The 23,304-nt window shown below is 33.8% G+C and carries 23 protein-coding genes; 16 read left to right on the top strand and 7 right to left on the bottom strand.

Translation table 11 applies throughout. The features are described from left to right. Positions 1-21: 21 nt before the first annotated feature. Complete coding sequence (locus tag GWJ05_RS15330; protein WP_087802244.1) at positions 22-801, top strand: nucleotidyltransferase domain-containing protein; 780 nt, start codon at positions 22-24, stop codon at positions 799-801. Continuing rightward, complete coding sequence (locus GWJ05_RS15325) at positions 785-1,837, top strand: DNA polymerase beta superfamily protein (protein WP_161681481.1); 1,053 nt, start codon at positions 785-787, stop codon at positions 1,835-1,837. The genes GWJ05_RS15330 and GWJ05_RS15325 overlap by 17 nt, the downstream gene beginning before the upstream one ends. Before the next feature lie 128 nt (positions 1,838-1,965). On the opposite strand, the gene sra is transcribed toward GWJ05_RS15325, so the two are convergent. Both sra and cutA read right to left on the bottom strand, forming a co-directional pair. Continuing rightward, entirely contained in the window at positions 1,966-2,199 is a 234-nt protein-coding gene (gene sra, locus GWJ05_RS15320; RefSeq protein WP_036936229.1) for a stationary-phase-induced ribosome-associated protein, read from the bottom strand. A gap of 379 nt (positions 2,200-2,578) precedes the next feature. Next, positions 2,579-2,887: a divalent-cation tolerance protein CutA gene (gene cutA / locus GWJ05_RS15315; RefSeq protein WP_036936231.1), complete on the bottom strand. Its 309-nt coding sequence runs from the start codon at positions 2,885-2,887 to the stop codon at positions 2,579-2,581. 372 nt (positions 2,888-3,259) lie between these two features. Between cutA and GWJ05_RS15310 the strand changes: the two genes are divergently transcribed. The 4 genes from GWJ05_RS15310 (at position 3,260) to GWJ05_RS15295 (ending at position 6,749) form a co-directional block, all read left to right on the top strand. Further along, positions 3,260-4,243 (top strand): sugar-binding transcriptional regulator, encoded by a 984-nt coding sequence (locus tag GWJ05_RS15310; RefSeq protein ID WP_036936233.1) that lies wholly within the window; start codon positions 3,260-3,262, stop codon positions 4,241-4,243. A gap of 254 nt (positions 4,244-4,497) precedes the next feature. Then, a complete protein-coding gene (gene modA / locus GWJ05_RS15305) occupies positions 4,498-5,253 on the top strand; it encodes a molybdate ABC transporter substrate-binding protein (RefSeq protein WP_161681480.1) in 756 nt (251 codons plus the stop codon). A gap of 99 nt (positions 5,254-5,352) precedes the next feature. Further along, positions 5,353-6,129: an ABC transporter permease gene (locus tag GWJ05_RS15300; RefSeq protein ID WP_103004681.1), complete on the top strand. Its 777-nt coding sequence runs from the start codon at positions 5,353-5,355 to the stop codon at positions 6,127-6,129. After that, positions 6,123-6,749 carry an ABC transporter ATP-binding protein gene (locus tag GWJ05_RS15295; RefSeq protein ID WP_036936241.1) on the top strand — a complete coding sequence of 209 codons (627 nt, stop codon included), beginning with the start codon at positions 6,123-6,125 and terminating at the stop codon, positions 6,747-6,749. The genes GWJ05_RS15300 and GWJ05_RS15295 overlap by 7 nt, the downstream gene beginning before the upstream one ends. 21 nt (positions 6,750-6,770) lie before the next feature. Here GWJ05_RS15295 and GWJ05_RS15290 read toward each other — a convergent pair whose 3' ends face one another. Together GWJ05_RS15290 and GWJ05_RS15285 are read right to left on the bottom strand one after the other, a co-directional pair. Beyond that, complete coding sequence (locus GWJ05_RS15290) at positions 6,771-7,463, bottom strand: XRE family transcriptional regulator (protein WP_036936243.1); 693 nt, start codon at positions 7,461-7,463, stop codon at positions 6,771-6,773. A 109-nt stretch (positions 7,464-7,572) separates the two neighbouring features. Continuing rightward, positions 7,573-7,830, bottom strand: a complete 258-nt coding sequence (locus tag GWJ05_RS15285; RefSeq protein WP_036936246.1) for a hypothetical protein — start codon at positions 7,828-7,830, stop codon at positions 7,573-7,575. A 705-nt stretch (positions 7,831-8,535) separates the two neighbouring features. Between GWJ05_RS15285 and GWJ05_RS15280 the strand changes: the two genes are divergently transcribed. Both GWJ05_RS15280 and GWJ05_RS15275 read left to right on the top strand, forming a co-directional pair. Next, positions 8,536-8,943 (top strand): DUF4878 domain-containing protein, encoded by a 408-nt coding sequence (locus tag GWJ05_RS15280; protein ID WP_036936249.1) that lies wholly within the window; start codon positions 8,536-8,538, stop codon positions 8,941-8,943. Then, complete coding sequence (locus tag GWJ05_RS15275) at positions 8,922-9,503, top strand: YiiX/YebB-like N1pC/P60 family cysteine hydrolase (protein ID WP_087802255.1); 582 nt, start codon at positions 8,922-8,924, stop codon at positions 9,501-9,503. Before GWJ05_RS15280 ends, GWJ05_RS15275 begins: the two co-directional genes overlap by 22 nt. Positions 9,504-9,572: 69 nt before the next feature. On the opposite strand, the gene GWJ05_RS15270 is transcribed toward GWJ05_RS15275, so the two are convergent. Further along, positions 9,573-10,361, bottom strand: a complete 789-nt coding sequence (locus tag GWJ05_RS15270; protein ID WP_036936252.1) for a glucose 1-dehydrogenase — start codon at positions 10,359-10,361, stop codon at positions 9,573-9,575. A gap of 250 nt (positions 10,362-10,611) precedes the next feature. Between GWJ05_RS15270 and GWJ05_RS15265 the strand changes: the two genes are divergently transcribed. Together GWJ05_RS15265 and GWJ05_RS15260 are read left to right on the top strand one after the other, a co-directional pair. After that, positions 10,612-11,316 (top strand): RNA ligase family protein, encoded by a 705-nt coding sequence (locus GWJ05_RS15265; RefSeq protein ID WP_087802257.1) that lies wholly within the window; start codon positions 10,612-10,614, stop codon positions 11,314-11,316. Beyond that, positions 11,313-12,449: an AAA family ATPase gene (locus GWJ05_RS15260; RefSeq protein ID WP_123822169.1), complete on the top strand. Its 1,137-nt coding sequence runs from the start codon at positions 11,313-11,315 to the stop codon at positions 12,447-12,449. The genes GWJ05_RS15265 and GWJ05_RS15260 overlap by 4 nt, the downstream gene beginning before the upstream one ends. Before the next feature lie 146 nt (positions 12,450-12,595). Here GWJ05_RS15260 and GWJ05_RS15255 read toward each other — a convergent pair whose 3' ends face one another. Next, positions 12,596-13,087 carry a DUF4822 domain-containing protein gene (locus GWJ05_RS15255; RefSeq protein WP_036936261.1) on the bottom strand — a complete coding sequence of 164 codons (492 nt, stop codon included), beginning with the start codon at positions 13,085-13,087 and terminating at the stop codon, positions 12,596-12,598. A gap of 1,028 nt (positions 13,088-14,115) precedes the next feature. On the opposite strand from GWJ05_RS15255, the gene GWJ05_RS15250 reads away from it, so the two are divergent. The 4 genes from GWJ05_RS15250 (at position 14,116) to GWJ05_RS15235 (ending at position 18,228) form a co-directional block, all read left to right on the top strand. Next, the gene (locus GWJ05_RS15250) at positions 14,116-15,336 is read left to right on the top strand and encodes a PfkB family carbohydrate kinase (RefSeq protein WP_036936264.1); all 1,221 of its coding nucleotides are present in this window, start codon (positions 14,116-14,118) and stop codon (positions 15,334-15,336) included. 27 nt (positions 15,337-15,363) lie between these two features. After that, the gene (locus GWJ05_RS15245; protein ID WP_006532984.1) at positions 15,364-16,101 is read left to right on the top strand and encodes a glutamine amidotransferase; all 738 of its coding nucleotides are present in this window, start codon (positions 15,364-15,366) and stop codon (positions 16,099-16,101) included. 128 nt (positions 16,102-16,229) lie between these two features. Continuing rightward, on the top strand, positions 16,230-17,186 hold the full coding sequence (locus tag GWJ05_RS15240; RefSeq protein ID WP_036936267.1) for a DMT family transporter: 957 nt from the start codon (positions 16,230-16,232) through the stop codon (positions 17,184-17,186). Between the two features lie 10 nt (positions 17,187-17,196). Next, on the top strand, positions 17,197-18,228 hold the full coding sequence (locus GWJ05_RS15235; RefSeq protein ID WP_036936268.1) for a methylphosphonate esterase: 1,032 nt from the start codon (positions 17,197-17,199) through the stop codon (positions 18,226-18,228). 108 nt (positions 18,229-18,336) lie between these two features. Here the strand turns inward: GWJ05_RS15235 and glpX are convergent, their stop codons facing one another. Next, entirely contained in the window at positions 18,337-19,317 is a 981-nt protein-coding gene (gene glpX / locus GWJ05_RS15230; RefSeq protein WP_103004683.1) for a class II fructose-bisphosphatase, read from the bottom strand. 206 nt (positions 19,318-19,523) lie between these two features. Between glpX and GWJ05_RS15225 the strand changes: the two genes are divergently transcribed. Together GWJ05_RS15225 and GWJ05_RS15220 are read left to right on the top strand one after the other, a co-directional pair. Continuing rightward, complete coding sequence (locus GWJ05_RS15225) at positions 19,524-22,556, top strand: DUF2339 domain-containing protein (RefSeq protein WP_161681479.1); 3,033 nt, start codon at positions 19,524-19,526, stop codon at positions 22,554-22,556. 96 nt (positions 22,557-22,652) lie between these two features. Continuing rightward, positions 22,653-23,057: a GFA family protein gene (locus GWJ05_RS15220; RefSeq protein WP_036936274.1), complete on the top strand. Its 405-nt coding sequence runs from the start codon at positions 22,653-22,655 to the stop codon at positions 23,055-23,057. Positions 23,058-23,304 lie beyond the last annotated feature (247 nt).

Here is a 23,304-nt window from a genome sequence, read left to right as displayed (position 1 = left end):
AAATAAGGAGATAAGGACATCATGCAAAATGAGATTTTAAAAAAAATACCACAAATAGAGCAAGAGTATCAGGTAAAGCTACTCTATGTTGCTGAAAGTGGAAGCCGAGCTTGGGGATTTGCATCAACTGATAGTGATTACGATGTCCGAGGTATTTTTATACGTCCGCGTAATGCTTATCTTTCTATCGATAAACCTAAAGAAACTTTCGAATGGATAGAAAATAGTTGGTTTGATGTAGGTGCTTGGGATATTACCAAAGCACTACACTTATTACGAAAATCGAACTGTATATTATTAGAATGGCTCCAATCGCCAATAATTTATCAACAATATCCTAATGTTCAAAAAGAGTTATTTGAGTTAGCAAAACTCTATTATCAACCAAAAGTAATTGTTCATCATTACAGAGGAATTGCTAAAGTTGTGAGTGGCTATTCTCCAGAAAATAAAACAAGAAATGAAGCTGATGTAAAACCTATAAAATTAAAGAAATGGTTCTATCTATTACGCTCTCTGCTGTCGGCTTATTGGACAGTAAAAACAGGTGATATACCACCTATGGAGCTAAATAAATTGATAAAAATCCTATCCGTAGAAGAACAAAAAGCTATCCATGAATTAGTAGAATTTAAATCAGATAAAGATGAACATTTTACTTGGGTCCCAACAGATGCGATGCAACACCTAGTTATTTTTTTATGGCGAGAGACGGATATTCAATTAGCAAAAAGAATAGTTCCAGATAATGATATTTTAAATAATTGGTTTAGGAAAAAATTAGATGAAACTGACCATTGAAGATATAAAACCTTACCTTTTATTTGAAAGTATTGCTGGAAGTCGTTCACATAATCTTGCGACAGAAACGTCAGATACAGATATCAAAGGGGTGTTTTATCTCCCAAAAGATCTCTTTTATGGATTGGAATATACACCACAAGTAAGTAATGAAACCAATGATATTGTTTATTATGAGCTTGGGCGATTTGTGGAACTATTGTGTGTATCTAATCCTAATATATTAGAACTTCTTAATTCACCAGAACATATGGTTATTTATCGGCATCCCTTAATGTCATTAATAAAACCTGAATGGTTTTTATCTAAAACATGTGTTCAAACATTTGTACACTATGCACAAGGACAAATTAAGAAAGCTCAAGGATTAAATAAAAAAATAGTCAATCCGGTCGACAAAAAATTAAAAAATATTCTCGATTTTTGTTATGTGATTGAAGATGGAAAAACAATACAAGTTAATTCTTGGTTAGATAATCGTCACTGGAAACAAGAGTATATTGGGTTAGCAAAATTAGCTCATGCCCAAGATTTATATGCGATGTATTATGACGAGATATCGCTTTTTCAAGGTATAATGAAAAAAGAGACTGCTAATGATGTCTTACTAAGTAGCATCCCCAAAAAAGCTAAAGTACAAGGATATCTAAGCTTTAATAAAGAAGGTTATAGCGCATACCGTAAGCAATATCATGATTATTGGCTGTGGGTTGAGCGGCGTAACGATGCACGTTACCAGCAAAACATCGATCACGGGCGAAGTTACGATAGTAAAAATATGATGCATACATTTAGACTATTGTATGTTGCATTAGGTATTGCACAAGAAAATAAAGTAAAAGTTTGGTGTGATAATAGAGATGATTTATTAGCGATTAAAGCGGGAAAATTTAGTTATGATGAATTATTAGAGCGTAGTGAGAGGCTTATCAAAGATATAAAAAAAGCATTTCAATTAAGTGCACTACCTGATGAAATTAACCATTCAATTGTAAAGAATACGCTCATAAATATAAGAAAAGAGCTTTATAAATAACAGGAAAATAAATTAATTTAGAAAACTAATATCCCTTACCTTATGTAAGGGATATGCTATTTTTAATATTTTATGTATACAAATTGATTACAAAAATAGTTCTTAAATAGCGTCAACGTATAAACATATTAATTAGTAGCAAGATACTCTGGATAAGCATCTGTTAACTTCATATATATACGCTTATGCTCTGCATTTTTTCTGAAGTCCTGTTTTAAACAGATTTTAGCTGTATTTTTTAACTCAGCGGGTACATTTTCAGCATTTGCAGAGGCAATAATGGAAAAACGGACTTTCCTTTTAGTACGACTTAAATTATAAGGTAAACCTAAAATACGTCTTGCGACTCTGTTTGTTTTCATAACTCACTCCTTTTTGTATGTTAATTAGAGAAAGCTTTTTTATTATAACAGAAAATAAAAAGAATAAGATGTTGCTAACGTTATTAATTTAGCATTAAAGGCTATTTAACCTATATATTTAAAATATACTAAGAATTAGAAAAAAAACATACTTGATCGTATAGGATTTAATTAATCATCTAGATTGTTGTTAGTTGAAATTAAAATATTTATCATTATAAAGTGTATTTTAAATACCTATCACAATCAGAAAAAGAAATTTAATTTAATATTAACAATAGGTTATTTGTCTCATTAATGAGATGATGTAAAATATTTTTATTCACAATTTATTGTCATTTTTTTGAAAAAGAGAACTCGATGAAAACTTAACGTTATATTAATTCAAGGAGTTATAGATCCAATTAAGATAACCTTTAAAACCACTTTCAATCGGTATTATAATGACTTCGGGAGTATCATATGGATGTATTTTGACAAGAGTATCAATTAAGTTTTGTTGTTTACTCTTTTCGGATTTTATCATCATAAGTATTTCATTATCTTCAATAATTTCATTATTCCAGTGATAAATGGATTTTATTTGAGGTATTAAATTTACACAGGCAGCTAGTTTTGCATTGATGAGGTTGTGAGCTATTTCATTAGCAATTTTTTCATTTGGTGCTGTTGAGTATGCAATTATCATTGTTTTTTCCTTGTGAAATCAATTTGATTCTTTATAGCAACAATAAGACTTAGGTGATTTTAATTTTATCAAAATAAAACTTTTTAAAACTTAAAGCTAATATTTTTATTTTTATCAAAATAAAACAGTATTTTCAAAAAAAACTTTCTCGTTATGAACCGTTTACGGCATTATTAAGGGCTTTTTACGTATTATGAGGTTCTTGTAGTAAAGAAAAATATCAGGGTGCCGATATTATTAGTAGATTAATAGAATGTATCTATTTGTGTTATAAGGCTTAATTTAGATAAAGACATTTTTATCTTTAATAATATCTCTAATATAAAATAAATTAATTAGTCAAAAGATTTATAAAAATTTGTGGGGTTTAAAATGGATAATAATTCGCTAAAGAACGCGAGTTTATTTGATAATGATCCCGTTCTCTATGCTGCATGGCTTTACTATCAGGACGGACTCAGTCAAAGTGAAGTTGCAAATATTATGGGTGTTTCTCGAGTCACTGTCGTGAAATATTTGCACTTAGCTAGAGAAAAAGGATTCGTAAATATTAGTTTAGATTCATCGGTATTTTCTACGATTGATTATGCAATCAGAATAAAAGCAAAATTCGATCTTAATAATGTGCTTATTTTACCTGATGAAGAAAAAAATAAATCGCAACATACATTAAATATGAACAGAGAAAGATTAGCAAAAGCAGGAGCTATGTATCTTTCTCAAATAATAAGTGATGATGATATTTTAGGTGTTGCTTGGGGACGAACAATTTATAAGTTAGGTAATTACCTTCCACCCAAGTCATTAAAGAATGTCACCGTACTACAAATGATAGGTGCTGTCGCACCACAACCTGATTTTAAAACGGCAGAAGCAGCTGCATTAATTGCAAATAAATTATCAGGATGCAGTATTAATTTACATGTTCCGGCTGTTGTTTCAAGTGCGCGTTTAGCTATGGAGCTTCAAGCCGAACCAATTATTAGACGTAATTTTTCAGCGCTGAATCAATGTAATAAAGCACTCTTTGTTGTAGGTAATACACTTGATGATAACCCTTTGGTAACAACCAGTGTTTTAACCCGAAGTGAAATGGCGCAATACCGTGCATTAGGTGCTGTAGGTGTGATTTGTGGACGTTTTTATGATGCTCAAGGCAATCCTTTGGTTTCTGATATTGACCTGAGGATCATGGGAATAAGCCTAGCTCAGTTAAGGCAAATACCACAGCGGCTTTTTATCGCTGGGGGAGGAGAAAATATTCAAGCAACAATAGGGGCGATAAAGGGAGGTTACGCGACTGATATTGTTATCGATGAAGTGACGGCTTTGGCATTATTAGAGCTAGAAAGTTAATAATAAAATCCTCGTGAAAACGGGGTTTTTTCGTGTAAACCACTATTTTATAATCTATTTTTTCTGATAAAAATAAACATATTGACGTATTTATTTTTATCAGTTTCTTTTTGTGAAACTCACAGATAAAAGAAAAGGTAAAAATGATAAGTTGTTAACATTTTTCTCTTTTTTTATATGATCCTCTTGCCTTAGACTCTTATCTCATTCATTATATAAAAAATTACATAACGATAGTTAGGGTTACCCATTTTATGAAAAGGCAATTACTGACTGGCCTAGGGTTAGCACTAGGATTAATTTGTCATAATACACTTGCAGCTGAACTTCATCTTTATGCTGGTGCAGGTTTAAAACAACCGATAGAACATGTTATTAATGTATTTGAAAAAGAGACAGGAAATAAAGTCACAATTGAATATGGCGGTTCAGGCCAAATATTAACACGTTTCAATTTAACTAAGCAGGGTGATTTATTCTTTCCAGGTTCACAAAATTATGTAGAAAAGTTGGATAAAGAAGGATACGTTGTTAACCAATATTCTATTGTTCGCCATATTCCCGTTATCGCTGTGCGTAAAGATAAAATCGATGATATTAAAACACTGGAAGATCTTGCGAAGAGCTCGTTAAAACTAGGTATGGGCGATGCTAAAGCTATTGCATTAGGAAAAAGTGGCGAACAACTTATTGATGCATCAGGTCAAGGCGATAAATTACGTAATAAAGTGGTTGTACGCACTGCTACAATTAAACAATTGCTTATGTATTTACTTAATGGCGAAGTAGATGCTGCTATTATTGGATATGCAGATGCAATAAAAAACCAAGATAAGTTGGTTTTACTTCCCGTACCAGAAGGTAGCCCTGAAGAAGTAGCAACACTTGCGGTTTTAAAAACATCAGCAAGCCCAAAAGAAGCTCAGTTACTGGCCGATTATTTTACACGCGCTGAAGGGATAAAAGCTTTTACTGATTATGGTTTTCTTCCTGTAATTTCAAAACCATAGATTTTTCTCACATAAATTGTATTTTTCGCCACCAACTCACTGGTGGCTTTTTTTATTATTAAAGCAAAATAAATCTTATTTTTAAAAAAAGGAAATAACGTGTTTCGTTGGGCATTAATTCCACTTTTTTTATTGTTATTTTTGATCTTAGGATCACTCATTGCATTAATATGCCAACTTTCATATGTTGAGTTTAGGCAAGTTATTACTGATCCTGAATTTCATTTTGCTATTGGTATGTCACTTAGTACAGCATTAACTTCTTTATGTTTGGCGATTATTTTAGGTGTGCCAGCTGCATGGGCAATGGCAAGAATACCCTTTAAAGGAGATCGTTTTATTGATGCTTTACTTGATTTACCTTTGGTGACACCGCCTTTAGTTATTGGTATCGGATTATTGTTATTATTAGGAAATCAGGGACCTTTAACGGGATTTTTCCCCGAATTATCACGTTCACTCTTTTCTCCTTTAGGTATTATTATTGCTCAAACTTACGTTGCTAGCGCTATTATTATGCGAAATAGTCTTTCTGCTTTTAAATCTGTTGATCCTGCCTATATTCAAACAGCGCAAAACTTAGGGTTAACACCAACAAAAACATTTTTTCTTGTTGAAATTCCTCTTTGTTGGCCTGCATTAATGAGTGGATGCATTATTGCTTTTTCTCGTGCGATAGGTGAATTTGGCGCCACTTTAATGTTGGCTGGCGCTACTCGTTTAAAAACAGAAACATTGCCAATGGCAATTTATTTAAATATCGCAAGTGGCGATTTTACGCTAGCGATAGGTTGTGCGCTTGTTCTTATCGCTATTGCGATCACTTTATTATTTGCGTTGCAGCGCTTACAACAAGAAAGGAAGACATCATGCTAGAAATTCGTTCATTAACGTCGGGTATATTAAAAGATGTTTCGTTGGGGATAGAAAAAGGAACATGTTTAGCAATAACGGGTACGTCAGGAAGTGGTAAAACAACACTTTTAAATGCAATAGCGGGATATACTTCGTACTCTGGAGATGTCTATCTTGCAGATAAAAATATCAATACACAGCCAGTGTGGCTACGTTCTTGCCGATATTTAAATCAACGACTTTATTTATTTCCATTTATGACTGTAACGCAAAATTTATGGTTGGCGCAATATGGAGCAAAGCAAAAACGTAGTAAAGAAAAAGAGCGGATAATCTTAGAACAAATGGGAATTGCACATTTAGCAACCCGTTATCCACATCAAATTTCGGGTGGGGAGCAACAACGTGTTGCATTGGCAAGAGCGCTTATTAGCCAACCCAAACTGTTATTACTGGATGAACCTTTTTCGAGTTTGGATTGGGAAACACGTTATCAGCTTTGGGACTTAATTGGCTCCTTGAAATCTAAGGAAATGACGATGATCATGGTGACTCATGAACCGCGTGAAATCAGAGCACTAGCTGATAAATCGGTGTTATTGTCTAAAGGACATGTTATTACTGAAAATTCAATACGGTGAGATTACATTGTTATTTATTAATTACCATGCCATTACTGACCAGTGAATAATTCGGCCCATAATTTTTACAGAGTCAGTTTCAGCGGTTTCATCAGGAAATTCGTCTTTGTTGTAGCTACGAATAATCAACTTACCTCCTGGTTGGCGATAAAGTAATTTTATTCTGAATAACGCATCTTGCTCAATAGCATAAATACCACCGTCAACGATACGAGTATTACCTGTATCTACAGTAACGGTTGAACCATTCGGGATAACGGGAGACATGCTGTCGCCATAAACAGAAAAACAAATAACATTTTGAGATGATGCGCCATAACGGCGTAACGTACTTTTTGAAAATCTTAATTTATATCCGTTATGATCTTCATTAGTACAACAGCCATCACCCGCGGCGAGTTCAATACTTTTAAAATAGGGAATTTCTACTTCATCTGCATCTAAAGGGGTATTGCTATCCCATTCACTAACAGGTTGCCATTCATTTTCAGGTGGAATTTCAGAAGCAATATCAGGTTGTTCTTCACCTTCTAAAAGCCAAGTTAAATCGCAATTTAATGCTTTTGCTAATTCAGGTAAAAAACGGGGGCGTTTAGTTTTACCACTTTCTAATTGTTCGATAGATTGCTGTGTGGTGCTTGCTAAGGTAGCAAGTTCTGATTGTGTTAAACCTAACGCAATGCGCTTGTCTTTGGTACGTTTCGCAATAGACATTAGTGACTCCTAATACGTGTCCTTACATATTCAAGTACAAAGAGTATACCGTAAAAAGAAAACAAATTAAATTGTATTTTATCTTAATGATAAATTTAAAGTAGGTTAACTACTTTATTTGGAAAACATCATCTGCACTGTTTGGTGGTGTGAGATAAGGATTCTCATCAGTAACATCAGGATCTCTTAAGACTTCTCCACAGAAAATAATAAGGTCAGGTCTTTTTTGTTTTAAGTAGTTAAGTCGTGTTGTGCATTCATCTTTAGTATAAATTGTTTCTGTAATAGGAACTGCATCACAAGAATCATTTCCACAAGGACTTACCAATAACACATAACCGACCAGCATGAGCTGTGAAGTAAACATAAAATATCCTTTTAACTATTCATGTTTGGTCATCAAAATCAGACAGCTAGATTACCTATTTGTTGATAAAAAAGCAGTTTTTATTTGTCTTAAATAGCATTAATGATGTAAAAAGGCGTATGTGATCACAATTTTTCTAGTGTTTGTTTGTATTTATTAGCGATGTGTTATAGGCAAATAACGTAAATAAGATGGAATAATACGAGAAAATATATTGTGAAAACAAATAGAATTGTTTTTTAACATAATTTAATGTTCTAATATTGTTATAAATGACATTAAATTGAGATACTTCATAAAATATTAATATAAATAATATTTGTTAGTTAGATAAATTAGGATGAATTACGCGATATTTAGTCAAAATTAAAGCAATTATAACAATAAAAAGAGAATAATTTTATTTTTAATACTTTCAAAAATAATGATGTTGAGTATTATCAAATTTGGGCTTTCATCGTGCTCTTGCAAAATATAAAAATGAATGGAAAAAATTAAATTATTTTTTATTTTTTGATAAATAAGAACATAAAAATATGCCGGATTTATTTTTATCACGTATAATTTATAGTAGAAAAATCTAAAGTAGTGTTCTTTATTGAGGTAGTGATTAAATAATATATTAGTTATTTTATATCTTAATATAGGGCCTGTTTTTATTAATTCTGTTGTTCGGGAAATAACGTATTAGGGTAATGGTGAATTATGTTAAAAAGAATAATGGGTTCTCTATTTTTAATATTTGCAGTAATAACACTATCAGCTTGTAATGATAAAACGGATGGTCCTGGTGTGGTAGCGGTTGCATTTGTTGAAGCGATTGCTGAAGGAAATGGTGATAAAGCTATTTCATTAGTTAATTTAGGTGAGATAGAAAAGGATCCAAGAGCTGAACAATTTAATAGCAAATTTAAAATGATTGTTGCTGAAACAGGAAAACAAGTTAAAGAGCAGGGTGGTTTGAGTAAAGTTGAAATCGTCAGTATTGAATATAGTGACGATAAAAATAGTGCGATTGTGACATTAAAAACCGTATTAAAAGATGGTGTGGAAAAAACTAAGGCACAAGAGATGGTTAATGTAGATGGTAAATGGAAAGTAGCTTTCAAGTGATCATTCGTGTATTTAATATTTTAGTTTTATTCTTAGTGAGCGCATTTTATGCGCTCGCTTTGCCTTATGATTTAAAAAATGGCGATTTAGTTTTTCGAGATGGCGATGAAGCGATCAGTGAAATAATTAAGCAAGTCGATAGAAGTGGATTTAGTCATGTAGGAATGGTGTGGATTTCGGATAATGGTATTCAAGTGATTCATTCAACACCCAGTGAACATATGGATAGAAAAGATGGCGTGACTATTGATAATCTAGCTTTTTTTATTCGTCGAGCAAAACCTAATTCTGTCCGCTTTTATCAAGTGAAAGGAAGCGAAGAAGCTAGAAATAATGCTGTGCAAATCGCATTAAGTCGTGTGGGTGAAAATTTTAGTATTTACCCGAAGCAAGGTGTTTATTGTACAGAATTAGTTGCTGATGCGTGGCTAAAGGCGGGAGTATCTATTTCAACAGGAACTCAAAAATTAGATATGCCATTTATTTCAGATATTTCTCTTATTCTTCCTGAAAATTTAATCAACTCTGAAAATGTTTTTATTTATTTAGAAAAAGAATAAATCATCACACACCCCCACTTCTTAGTCATTTTAATAACCAAAAAGTGGGTGTTTTATTACTCGTTAGTCTTAACCTTTACCGCCTTGAAAAGAAGAGTAAAGGGTCATTCCACCATCAATAAAAATGGTCTGTCCTGTAATATAGGTTGATTGTTCTGATGCTAACCATGCGGCAACGTTGGCAACCATTTCTGGTTCAGCTGCATATCTCATCGGGATCATATTTTCTAATTCTTCACGAAGAGTATCGTCTTGCATTTTTTCTTGATTGATAGGCGTATTTACTGCTCCTGGGCCAATCGAATTAATTCTAATGCCGTGGCTTGCATATTCAAGAGCAAGAGATTGAGTCAGCATTCTTACACCACCTTTACTTGCGGCATAACTTGCAAATGTTGGCCAAGGGATAATCTCATGAACAGATGACATATTAATGATATTGCCTTGAATGTTATTTTCTACAAAATATTTTAATGCAGAGCGGGCAGTGAGAAAATAGCTTGTTAAATTTACATCGATAATTTTACGCCAGTCAGCTAAATCAACAGCGTGAGAGGGTGTTTGTGTTTCAATACCCGCGTTATTAATAAGAAGATCTAGCTTACCAAAATGGTTTATAGCGCAATAAATAAGATTATGAGCAATATCCTCGTTACTAATGTCACCCCCAAAAATAATTGCTTTACCTGAATTTAATTTATTTAAATCAGTTGCAAGGCATTGGGCCTCTTTTTCATTAGAATGATAATTAATTACGACATTCATTCCTTCAGCGATTAATCGAGATACAACAGCAGCACCAATACCTCTTGATGAACCTGTAACGACAGCTACTTTTCCTTGGAGATCGTTGTACATGTTTCCTCCGATATTTGATGTCAAAATTAGGCAAAAAAGTAATATAAGAGATAAAAAAGTTATTTATCTAGCACTCTATTCAGCTTGAGGTTAATATAACCATCTCCTTATTTTCTCTCTCTTTATTGTAGGTTGTTATTATGTAATACGCATTAAGGCACTGAAGGAATAGTGCAAATACAGAAAAATTGACTTACCGAATTTCTCTTTAAATTTGGTAGGATTTCTGTTACTTAATGAGTATTAAATAATGAATAATCAATCACAAAAATATAATAGAACCTATCACTATCCTTTTTCACCGGGCACAACGAATGATGATCGTATAAATGTGCAATGGTGGAAGGATATTTGCCAAATAAAACACCTTATCCATACAGAAAAGTTGGATGGAGAAAATAATTGCCTAAATAAAATGGGCGTTTTTGCACGCTCTCATGCCACACCAACGCAATCGGCATGGACTTCTCAATTGCGTCAACGTTGGCAGTTGATGAAAAATGATTTAGGTGAATTAGATATTTTTGGTGAAAATCTATATGCCATTCATTCTATTGAATATGCACACTTAGAAGAATATTTCTATGTGTTTGCGGTTCGTTATAAAGATAAATGGCTAGGTTGGGAAGAAGTGCAGTTTTATGCTTCTCTGTTTGATCTTCCTACCGTGCCAGAAATTAAACTGCCTGAATGTCAGGATAAAACAGAGTTTGAAAATATGATTGTTTCACAAGCCAAACAGGTAAGTTTTTTTCAATCTCAAGATGTTTTAACGCAAAAGCCAACTCCAATGGAAGGTATTGTGACACGAGATGCACAGCCATTTTCTTTAAATGATTTTTCTCATCGTGTTTTTAAATATGTCAGAAAAGATCATGTAAAAACGGATGTTCATTGGAAAAAGAACTGGCGACGCGCGCCGTTAATCTGGGAAAAAATACAGGAGTCTCAATGATGCTTCACAAGAAATTACACACTGAAATGTCATGGGAACAACTTTGTGAACTGTATGATGAAATCAGTGATATGGCTGGTGTTATACAAGACTCGATTCATCATGCAGAAGGTGATGTGGCAATACATACACAACGAGTAATCAATTCAGTTAAATCATTACCTGAATATAAAACTCTGACAGAAAGAGAGCAGCAAATTTTATGGATATCGGCATTGCTTCATGATGTAGAAAAACGTTCTACAACACGAGAAGAAGAAGGGCGTATTATTTCACCTGGTCATGCACGCAAAGGCGAATTAACAACGCGACGTTTTCTCTATGAAAAAGTACCTTTAAGCTTTGCCGATAGAGAGCAAATTGCAGCTTTAGTTCGCTTTCATGGATTACCTTTATGGGTAATGGATAAAACAGATCCTAAAAAAGCCTTAATTGCTGCATCGTTAAGAGTGGATTGCTATTTACTGGCTTTATTGGCTAAGGCCGATGTTTTAGGGCGGGATTGTGATGATAAACAAGGGCTTTTTGATAAAATAACTTTATTTATGCTTTATTGTGAAGAGTTAAATTGTTGGCGTAGATCTGCACCATTTCCTTCTGATGAAGCCTGTTTTCACTATTTTTATACAGAAAATAGCACTGATTGTAATTATGAGCCTTATCCTGAAAAAGGCAGTGATGTCACGATACTGTGCGGGTTACCTGGTATGGGGAAAGATACTTATATTCGTCAATTTTGTGCAGATATTCCTATCGTGAGTTTAGATGACCTACGCAGGCAACATAATATTAAACCCGATAATCGAGATGCTAATGGTTGGATAGCACAAAAAGCAAAAGAGCAAGCTCGTATTTATTTGCGAGAGCATAAACCTTTTGTTTGGAATGCCACGAATATTACAAGGCAAATGCGCGATCAGCTGGTTACTTTGTTTTATCGTTATAATGCAAAAATAACGCTGGTTTACATTGAAGTGCCTTATGCTCAATGGCAAAAGCAAAATAATGCAAGGAATGAAGTGGTACCTATTAAAGTAATGGATCGTATGTTAAGTAAATTGGAAGTTCCAACACCGGAAGAAGCACATAAAGTCATTTATTGGATTGAAGGTAAATCACAATCATTATTTTAATGTAACCTGTTAATTTCGATATTTAGCTTTGTTCAAACCGTAGAGTGAGAAGTAAGTTATAACCATAAAGTAAGGGCTACTTTGGTTTTACAAAATAGCCCTTTTTGTTTGGAAGAGAATAAGACTAGGTAAATAATGTATTAAATTTATTTCTTAATATGATGCACAATGTCGAAATAAGTGTTGCGATCTTCTGCGTTTGGATAAATACGATAAGTATATTCATCGTTATTAATCGTGATATTTTCTACATCACGGGTAAATAGCGTTTTACCTTCAGTATCTTTAGCAACTAAGGTACGTATCTTGCCATCATCTGACATTGACCAATCGCCTTGCATTTTTTGTTTACCTTCCGGTGTAAACATAATGAATGTGCCATTCGGATAATATTCAGCAAGACCAAAATAATTACTGACTTGGGCATTATCGGCAGTTGTTTTATTGCCTTTTTCGTCAATCGCATCAGTCGTTACCCAGACTTTTTCTATCATGACTTTCTCATAATCATTAAGTTCTTTTTGAGTTTGGATAACACCTTGAGCCTGAATATTAGCCGATGATGTTGAACTCTCCGCGGCAAAAAGGGAAAAGCTAGCGCTTAATAATGAGATTGCGATAAGTGACTTTATTTTCATTGATATATCCTTATTTTACGTTGTACTTTTTGTCAGGAGTTTATATTTTGTCTGACGGTATGTATAAATTTAGGCATAAAATGGATGAAGTGCGAGGAAAGAAGTATGACAAAATGTTTCTGATAAAAAGATTAACTGACAAAAATAACTAGCGATAAATATCGTGTTTGTTTGTTTTTTTAGATTTATAATCTAATTATATTTTTATTCCAGTTATAATTATGTCAAATTGAGTGAGTAAAAAACAAATGCTCTTCTTTGATGGTAAATGAAAAAAAATAAAATTCCTCATTGATTTACAAAACAAAATTAAAGTTTGACTAAATGATGTATCAAATAGACAAAGTATAATGGGTTTTTTTGATAAAAATCGCTAGAAAAAAAGATGAAATCAAAAAATAAGTTTTATTTCTCCTAAAAAGGAACTTCACTATTTGATTTAACGTTATCAAGATCACAAAAATAGAAGATGAATATTGAGTGTGTTTTAGCCATTGCTTTTATATTACTTAACTAAATGACGCCAATTTATAGAGAGGGGGCTGTTTTCAGTCAATATAATGATTAAATTTTCTTTATTATAAAAACGTTATGAAAATAATGATGATAAAAATAATTAATGCATTGCTCGATTCAATTAAATTGTATTTAATTTAAGCATTATTACTACTTTTTTGTATAAAGATACAATTAATTTTTTGTAACTGCTTATCTTTAAAAGTAATTTTTATTTTTCTGTTTTAATTTATATTACTACCCATCGCCAAAAATAAAAATATAGTATTAAATTTACTTATGATAAATAATTTAAAAATAAATTATTTATCGCATTGTTTTTTCTTAAAAAGAAATAAGACTTTAATTTATTTATTAAATAATCTTACGATTATCGTTATTTATTTCTGTTTATTTTTGTTTTTTATTTTTGTATTTCTGCTTTTTTTTGCTTTTAATAAATAACATATGATTGTAATCACAATCCCATAACAACTAATAAACTAAAGTTGTTGCCATAGAGGTAACATTAAATGAAAGCAGAGCGTCATAAAAAAATAATAAATCTGATCAAGGGTAATGGTGCAGTAAAAGTTTCTGTTTTAGCAAAAGAACTTGATGTTACCAAAGAAACAATTCGATCAGATTTAAATACATTAGCCGAAAAAGGAATTATAAAAAGATGCCATGGTGGCGCTTTTATAGAATTTGAGACATTAGATAAAGTGGCTAAGAAAGAAATTATACAATTTCTAGAATGTAATGATCAAATTGATAAAAACGATTTAGCAAACAAAACAGCAATAAATAAGGTGTGCGTACTGGGTTCATTTAATGTTGATATGATTAGCTATTTGCCTAGATTGCCAGAAGCCGGGGAATCCTTATTATCGAATAAGTTTATCTTCTCACCAGGAGGTAAAGGTTGTAATCAAGCACTGGCCGCTAGCTATGCCGATGCTCAAGTGCATTTTATTACTAAAATAGGTACTGACCAATTTAGTGATTATGCAGTTAATTTTATATCGTCATCAAGAATAAAAACATCAACGATATACCAAACTGAAAATTATCAAACAGGTACAGCCTCTATTTTTGTTTCAGAGGAAAGTGGAGAGAATATTATTTCTATTTACTCAGGCGCTAATATGGATATCTCAGCAGATGAAGTAAAAATACAGAAAGATAAAATTATTGATGCAGATATTATCTTATTACAGTTAGAAACGAATATTGAAGCATTAAAAGAAATTATTGCTATTGGAAATGAAAATAATATTCCTATTATTCTTAATCCAGCGCCTTATAACAAAATAGTTAATGAATTACTTCCTATGATAGATGTATTAACACCTAATGAAACGGAAGCGAGTTTATTATCTGGAATAGAAGTTATTGACTTAGTATCTGCAAAAAATGCGGCTGTTTCTATTTATCAACAGGGCGTAAATAAGGTGGTTATTACGCTAGGTAGTAAAGGTTCGTTAGCTTATGACGGATATAAGTATATTTACTCGCCGGCCTATCCGGCAGTGGTAAAAAATACTGCAGGGGCAGGTGACGCTTTTAATGGTGCGCTCGCCGCCTCATTGGCAAAAGGAAAGCAGTTTTCTTATGCGTTACGCTATGCATCAGCTTTTTCATCATTAGCTGTTGAGACGAGTAATGCTTCAGAAATGCCTGAAGATATTAATGTCATGCATCGCATCAATCAAACAACATATTCACAGATTGTCACCCAATCCCCTGAATAAATAATCTTTTTTGAAAGAGGAATAAAAATGAAAATCTTATTTATTGGTGAGTCATGGCATATTCATATGATCCACTCTAAAGGCTATGACAGTTTCACTTCTAGCAAATATGAAGAAGGTTCAACGTTCTTATTAAGTTGCTTAAGAGAGAAAGGTGTTGAAGTCGATTATATGCCAGCTCATACCGTTCAGGTTGCTTTTCCACAAACAGCAGAAGCTTTAGCTAAATACGACGTCATTGTGATTAGCGACATTGGAGCTAATACATTCCTGTTACAAAACGATACATTCTATAACATGAAAGTTATTCCTAATGCTCTGGGATTAATTAAAGAATTCGTGGTGAATGGTGGTGGCTTATTAATGATTGGTGGTTACTTATCATTTATGGGTATTGAAGCTAAAGCAAACTATAAAAACACATTACTTGCAGAAGTTCTGCCTGTCGAAATGCTTGATGGTGATGATCGTGTTGAAGCACCTGAAGGTGTATTCGCAAGTGCAGTGAATGCAGAACATGCATCGGTAAAAGGCTTTGGCGAATGGCCGATGTTCCTTGGTTATAACAAAGTATCTGCTAAAGAAAATACAGAAACAGTATTAAATATTGGTGAAGATCCATTGCTGGTATTTGGTCAATTTGAAAAAGGGAAAACAGGTTGCTTTATGAGTGACTGTTCACCGCACTGGGGGAGTAAAGAATTTTTAGCATGGCCACATTATGCTGATATGTGGGTCAACATTCTGAAACAAATCGCGCGTTAATTTGAATTAAGAATAACTGTCATAAAAAGTAAAAAGCGCAGAGTTGCAACTCTGCGCAAATAAAAACCGATTACTTGAAAAATAAAAAAAGAAATCACTCATAGCCAATAATCCAAAAGGAACATCTTATGAGTACAAAAAATTTATCAACACCCTTGCTGATGTTAGCAACTGTGTTAGCAGGTATGCTATCACCAATGCAATCTGCGGTGAATGGGCAGTTAGGACACGTTTTAAAAGATGGTAACGCCAGTGCGGTTATCTCTTTTGCCAGTGGTTTAGTGGTGATGTTTTTTATCATTATGTCGAAAAAACAGTACCGTCAGCAATTTGCTTCTATTCCAAGTTTAATTAAAACGCGCAAAATTCCATTATGGAACTGGTTTGCGGGTCTTTGTGGTGCGATGGTTGTTTTCTCTGAAGGGGCTTCGGCAAGTGCATTAGGGATTGCGACATTCCAAACAGCATTAATTTCAGCACTGTTATTATCCGGTTTATTGTGTGACCGCTTTGGTATCGGTGTCGATGAGAAAAAATATTTCACATCATATCGTATATTAGGTGCTGTGCTGGCCGTAGTTGCAACTCTATTTGTTGTTTCTCCACAATGGCATTCAACTTCATTTATTTATTTAGCAATCTTACCTTTCCTTGCAGGGCTATTAGCTGGTTGGCAACCCGCAGGTAACTCTAAAGTCGCGGAAGCGACAGGTTCCATGATGGTATCTATCACTTGGAACTTTATTGTTGGCTTTACAGTTTTAACGATTGCTTTAGTTGTTCGTATGGCATTAGGTCACATCACCCTAGAATTACCAGGAACGTGGTGGATGTATTTAGGGGGACCTTTAGGACTGATGTCTATCGCATTAATGGCTATTTTAGTTCGCGGTTTGGGTTTGCTGATGTTAGGCGTTGCCTCTACAGCAGGCCAGTTGTTAGGTTCTGTCTTAATTGATCTGTTATTACCTTCATTAGGCAATACCGTTTATTTGGTGACAATTATCGGTACATTATTTGCGTTAGTGGGGGCGATTGTTACCACAATCCCAGAGTTCAGAGCCACAAAACCTGCGAAAGCATAGGAGTAACATGATGAAAGGTTATATTCAAACTGTAACAGGCCCTGTTAAAAAAGAAGATATGGGACTGACATTACCTCATGAGCACCTGTTTAATGATCTCTCTGGTGTTGTTGATGAACCTTTTTATGAATTCTCACATGTATTAGTTGATAAAAAAGTCAGTGCAGATATCCAATGGGGACTTAAATACGATCCATATTGTTGTTGCGATAATATGGATAAGAAACCAATCGAAGATGTTATTTTTGAATTAAATAACTTCAAAGAGTTAGGCGGAAGAACGATTGTTGATGCAACTGGCTCTTCATCCATTGGACGTGACATTAGAAAACTAAGACAAGTTGCAGAAATAACAGGTATTAACGTTGTGGCTTCTTCAGGGCTTTATATTGAGAAGTTTGAAGGCGAGCGACTGGCTGATGATATTGATGCAATGGCAAAGATTATTGATGATGAATTGAATGTAGGTATCGATGGCACTGATATTCGTGCAGGTATGATTGGTGAAATTGGGGTTTCTCCTTTCTTTACTGACGGCGAAAAAAATAGTTTACGTGCCGCCGCAATCGCCCAAAATAATAATCCTCATGCTTCTATGAATATTCATATGCCAGGCTGGCAACGTCGTGGTGATGAAGTTTTAGATATTTTGTTATCTGAAATGGGCTGTAATCCTGCTAAAATTTCATTAGCACATTCTGATCCATCGGGTAAAGATATTGATTATCAATGCAAAATGCTTGATCGCGGTGTTTGGCTTGAGTTTGATATGATTGGCCTTGATATCTCTTTCCCTAAAGAGGGCGCTGCACCAAGTGTTATGGATACTGTTGAAGCTGTCGCAACCTTAATTGAAAGAGGTTATGGTAGCCAAATTGTATTAAGCCATGATGTGTTTTTAAAACAAATGTGGGCAAAAAATGGGGGAAATGGCTGGGGATTTGTTCCGAATGTCTTCCTTTCATTATTAGCTCAACGTGGTGTTGATAATTCTATTATCAAAAAGTTATGTGTTGATAATCCAGCAAATTTATTGGCTTAAATCTGAGTTCAAATAAATAACAATAAACATACCCCTTGAAATCTTTAGCGGCATCTTAATCGAGTGCCGCTTTTTTATGTCTCAAAGAGTAGGAGACAAACTGAAAAATTAACGTAAATGGTAATTTTTAATATAACGTAGTGAATGTGTTGAACCATTAATCACTAAAGAGTGTGTTTGTAGATATTGGGATTGTTGGTTAACACCAGATAAAAGATCACCGGTCGTAATGGCGGTTGCTGCAAACATTACATCTTGATTACGAACTAATGTATCTAGTGATAATTTGATATTTACATCGGTTCCCATTTTATGACAGCGAGCTATTTCACTGACAGCAAAATCTCTATTTTCTGCAGTATTTCCTTTTGCTATATCGCGAGTGATCAGACGAGCTTGCATATCTCCTCCAAGCGCCTTAGCAATCGCGGCACTAATAACACCTTCTGGAGCTCCGCCAATACCGTACATAACATCAATACAGTTATTTGGCATTGTGGCATATAAAGAAGCAAGAACATCACCATCCGGTAACGTAATGACATTGATCCCTTTGGTGCGAAGATCGTTAATAACATCGTGGTGGCGAGGTTTGTCTAAAATAGCCAGCGTAAGTTGCTCAAGTGGTTTATTTAATGTTTGTGCAATTGCATCAAGGTTATATTCTAGGCAGTGATTAAGATCAATAACACCAGACGCTTGTTTACCGACAATTAATTTTTCCATATACATATCGGGTGCGTGTAAAAAACTGCCTTCAAAGCCTGCTGCTAAAATTGCAAGAGCATTGTTTTCTCCCGTAGCTACCATGCGAGTGCCATCAATAGGATCAACAGCAATCTCTATTTTTTCACCTTTGCCACGACCAACTTGTTCGCCAATATAAAGCATTGGCGCTTCATCTATTTCGCCTTCACCGATAACGATTTCACCATTGATATCTAAGCTATTTAAACGAGCTCTCATGGCACTTACAGCGGCGTCATCCGCTGCATTTTTATTTTGTTTTCCGATCCAAGGCATTGCTGCAATAGCCGCAGCTTCTGTGACGGAAGCAATCGCGTTAGTTAATTCGTCATTTAATTTCATATTATGAGTGTGCTTTTTAATATAAATGGAAGATTAAGGGAATTAATAGATCATACCTTTTTTTTGAAATTGTGTGGTAGGTTTAAATCAAGAGTTCTTAAAATTGATTATTTAGGAATAAACTAAGATAAATCTGTGAAAATTAAAGTATAACTAAGGTTAAGAGATTAAAACCATGTGATGCTGAATACAAAAGGATTAGGTTTATGGACGATTTTTTGACGCTTATTATTATAATATTTGTCGTGGTATCTTTGTATTGGCAATATCATTCTTATACAAATACCAACTCATTGTTGTATCGAATTAAGCAACTTGAAGAAAAACTGACCGAACAACAAGCGAAATTATTTAAGTTATTAAATAAAAAGGGTGCTGTAGATGAGCGTACAGCACTTGATGCGAGTAAAGATGAAGTAGGTGATTTATCCTGTGAAATAAAAAGGGAGCTAAAATCAACTTCATCAAGTAATCAGTCTCAGACAAGTACACTTACAGAAGGAATACAAGATAAGGTTGAGAATAAAGAATCTCCTGCTCCTCAACAAGCACAAGCATCAAGAGAAACGTCATTTGATAAAGTTTCTCCGAAAGAACAGCTATCGGTTGCTGATGCCTCTACCTCCATAAACAAAACACTTAACACAGAAGATCAACATACTAATAATTCAGCATCGGCTAAGTCGGGCTCGCAACCTTATCAACCTAAAATTTCGACGAGCCGTTTTGCTCATCGTTATCAGAACGAGCCAGAAAATACGCCACCTGATATTACGCCAACATCACATCTAGAAAATACCGTGAATGTAGCGAGAACTAATCTTTCTGCATCTCAATCTGCTAATTTAGGAGCAACAACATCTCAAGTCAGACCTGCATCACAATACAGGCCTGCTTTAAATTTGAATACACGTTCTCAGCAAAAATCAATTTTGGGGCTTATTTGGAATTGGGTCGTTACTGGAAATCCGCTGGCAAAAATAGGGATGTTATTACTCTTTTTTGGCCTTTCTTATTTACTTAAATACAGTATTGAAAATGAGCTTATCTCCGCATCAACACGCTTAATGATGGCAGGAAGTGGTTGTTTGGCATTATTAGGGATCGGCTGGTGGCTTAGAAAGAAAAATCTGATATATGCACTTATTTTGCAAGGTGGCGGAATAGGTGGGCTTTATATCACGATATTTGCGGCGACTAAAATTTATGATTTTATTCCTATTGGTATTGCCTTAGCCATTATGGTGTTTATTTGCATCGCCAGTGTTATTTTAGCTGTTCTTCATCGAGCTATTAGCTTAGCAGTATTAGCCTCATTAGGTGGTTATTTAGCGCCGGTGTTATTGTCTACAGGAAGTGGCAATTATATTGCGTTGTTTAGTTATTATCTTATTCTTTCTATTGGCATTTTGGTTATCAGTCATTGGCAAGTTTGGCGTTTATTAAATCTTATTGGTTTTGCTTTTACCTTTAGTATTGCTTTTGTATGGGCGATACCAAACTATACGCATACTGATTACTTACCTTGCCAACTTTTCTTAATGGCCAATTGGTTAATCTTTGGTGTTGCAACTGAACTTTCAACGTTAAAAAATAAACTGAAACTCAATATTCCTTTCGATGCCACATTATTATTCGGCACACCATTGATTGGTTTTATCTTCCAACATCGATTAGCATCAGAATGGGAATATGGTGTTGCTATTGCTTCATCTCTTTATGGATTAGCCTATTTTGCACTAAGTTGGCTTGTGCTTAAATACTATCGCGAAGAAGGAAAATTACTGGCTATTGCCTTTTTTATGCTGTCAGCCACATTTGCTACTTTAGCCGTACCATTTGCTTTTTCTGCTGAATGGACATCGATGGTATGGGCAATTGAAGGCGTAATGATACTTGCATTCTCTGTTTTACAGCAACAAAAAAAACCAGCTATCGCAGGGACTCTTTTAGTTGCAGTATCCTTTGCTTTAATGTTTAACACACGTGTTATTTTGTTAGGTGATTGGCTAATGCTTATCACACTAGTCATTGTCGTATTCGCTGTAGCGGTACTGTGGTATCGAGCTAAATTTATTAATATTGATAGCCGTGCTATTGGATATGTGACACTATTTATTGCTGTGGTGAGTTGGGGATATTGTGTATTCACTTTGCAAGAGTATGGTGAATATTGGTTCTCTCCAAGTGTAAAATCCATTACTTTTGCTTTTATTCTTATTAGCTGCTGGGGAATGTATTTAGCCGGTAAGAAAGCACTATTTTTTGAATTAGCAAGTTGCTCTGTTTTATTATGGCCGATGTCAGCACTTATTATGTTAGTGTATATTTATTTAGCCGGATCATTAATAGATAATTGGTTAAGTGCCATTATATGGGTGGCAATATTTGCGAGTGGTTTTTGTTTACTTAAGGTTAATACATTATTACCAGCAAAAAGATTAAATAAAGCATTAATTCATATTATGCATCTTGTCTTTATTGGATTATTCTTGTTGACTGAAGTTGTTTGGCTAATGGATACCACTTATCTTTATGTCAGCCTACACTTTGCTAGTATCCTTTTTTCCACAAGCTTATATATAGCGATAAGTACTCTATTTGTTATGAGAGTTAATTGGATTAAAGCGTATCAAAATACTTATTTAGTAATAACTGCGCCTGTTTTAGCTCTGCTTGCACTTTTTTTAATTTTTGCAAATATGAATAACGGTACCGAAAGCGGTATTAAATTTATACCTCTCTTTAACCTGATGGATCTCATGGGAATTATGGGAATATGGGTAGGCTATAAAAATATTTCAGTAATAAAACAATCTCCTAAATATCAACAGTTGTTACAAAATAACTTACCATTATACAATTATATCATTCCCGCAATGATCTTTTGGTGGGCTAATGGGATTTTATTAAGGGGATTAGTCTTTGTCACGGATATTGACTGGACAATGTATGAAATTATTAATTCTAAAGTAATCCAAACCGTATTAGCGATTATTTGGGCCATTACTGCATTAGTAACAATGATGATGGCAACTCGCAAAAAATCACGTTCAAGTTGGTTTATTGGTGGGGGGCTATTAGCCGTTGTTATCGCTAAACTCTTCTTGATTGATACATCATTAAGTAGCGGGTTACTTAGAGCATTGGCCTTTATTGGTGTTGCCATACTGATTTTGTTAATTGGTTATTTCTCACCATTACCACCCAAAAAGCAAAGTAAGAATACAACAGTGTAAGAAATATCTACATTTAAAAAATTCTTATTTGGGAGATAAAATCATGCATATAATCTTAAAAGATTTATGCATGATTTAAAGAAGAGGAGAGTATCGATGCATCAAGGTCAATGTTTGTGTGGTGCTGTTAAATTGTCAACCGCGAAAAATATCACTGAACTTAGTGTTTGTCATTGTAGTATGTGTTTACGTTGGAATGGTGGTCCAGGTTTCTCGATTGATTGTCAGTCAGATTTAAATATTGAAGGTGAAGAAAATATTACACGCTATGATTCGTCATTATGGGGTGAAAGGGCATTTTGTAAGCACTGCGGTTCTCATCTTTTTTATCATTTGAAGGAAAGCAATACTTATTATGTATCAGCAGGATTGTTTTCTGAAACAAAAGAAAGCAAACTTACTATGCAAATTTATATAGATAACAAACCTCATTATTACAATTTTGTAGAAAAAACACGCATGCTTACAGAAAAAGATATTATGAATATGTTTAATAAATAATATTATTTTCATCTATTGATTATATTAAAGGCTCTTTTATATGAGCCTTTGTTTATATTTGAACGATTAAAATCATTTACTTAATGAGAATAAATTCAGACTGTAAAAAAGTGGAATGTTAATGAGTAATACAATATGATAATTGTGTTTTAAATAGAAGTGGGACTTTTAAATATATTAACATAAAAGGAAAAATTATTGATCAATACAATAATAATAAGTCAGGTTGAATTATTTAGCTTGGGAA

The organism is Proteus sp. G2626 (assembly GCF_009915985.1).
Lineage (GTDB): Bacteria > Pseudomonadota > Gammaproteobacteria > Enterobacterales > Enterobacteriaceae > Proteus > Proteus vulgaris.
This window is presented reverse-complemented; position numbering and strand designations above follow the sequence as displayed.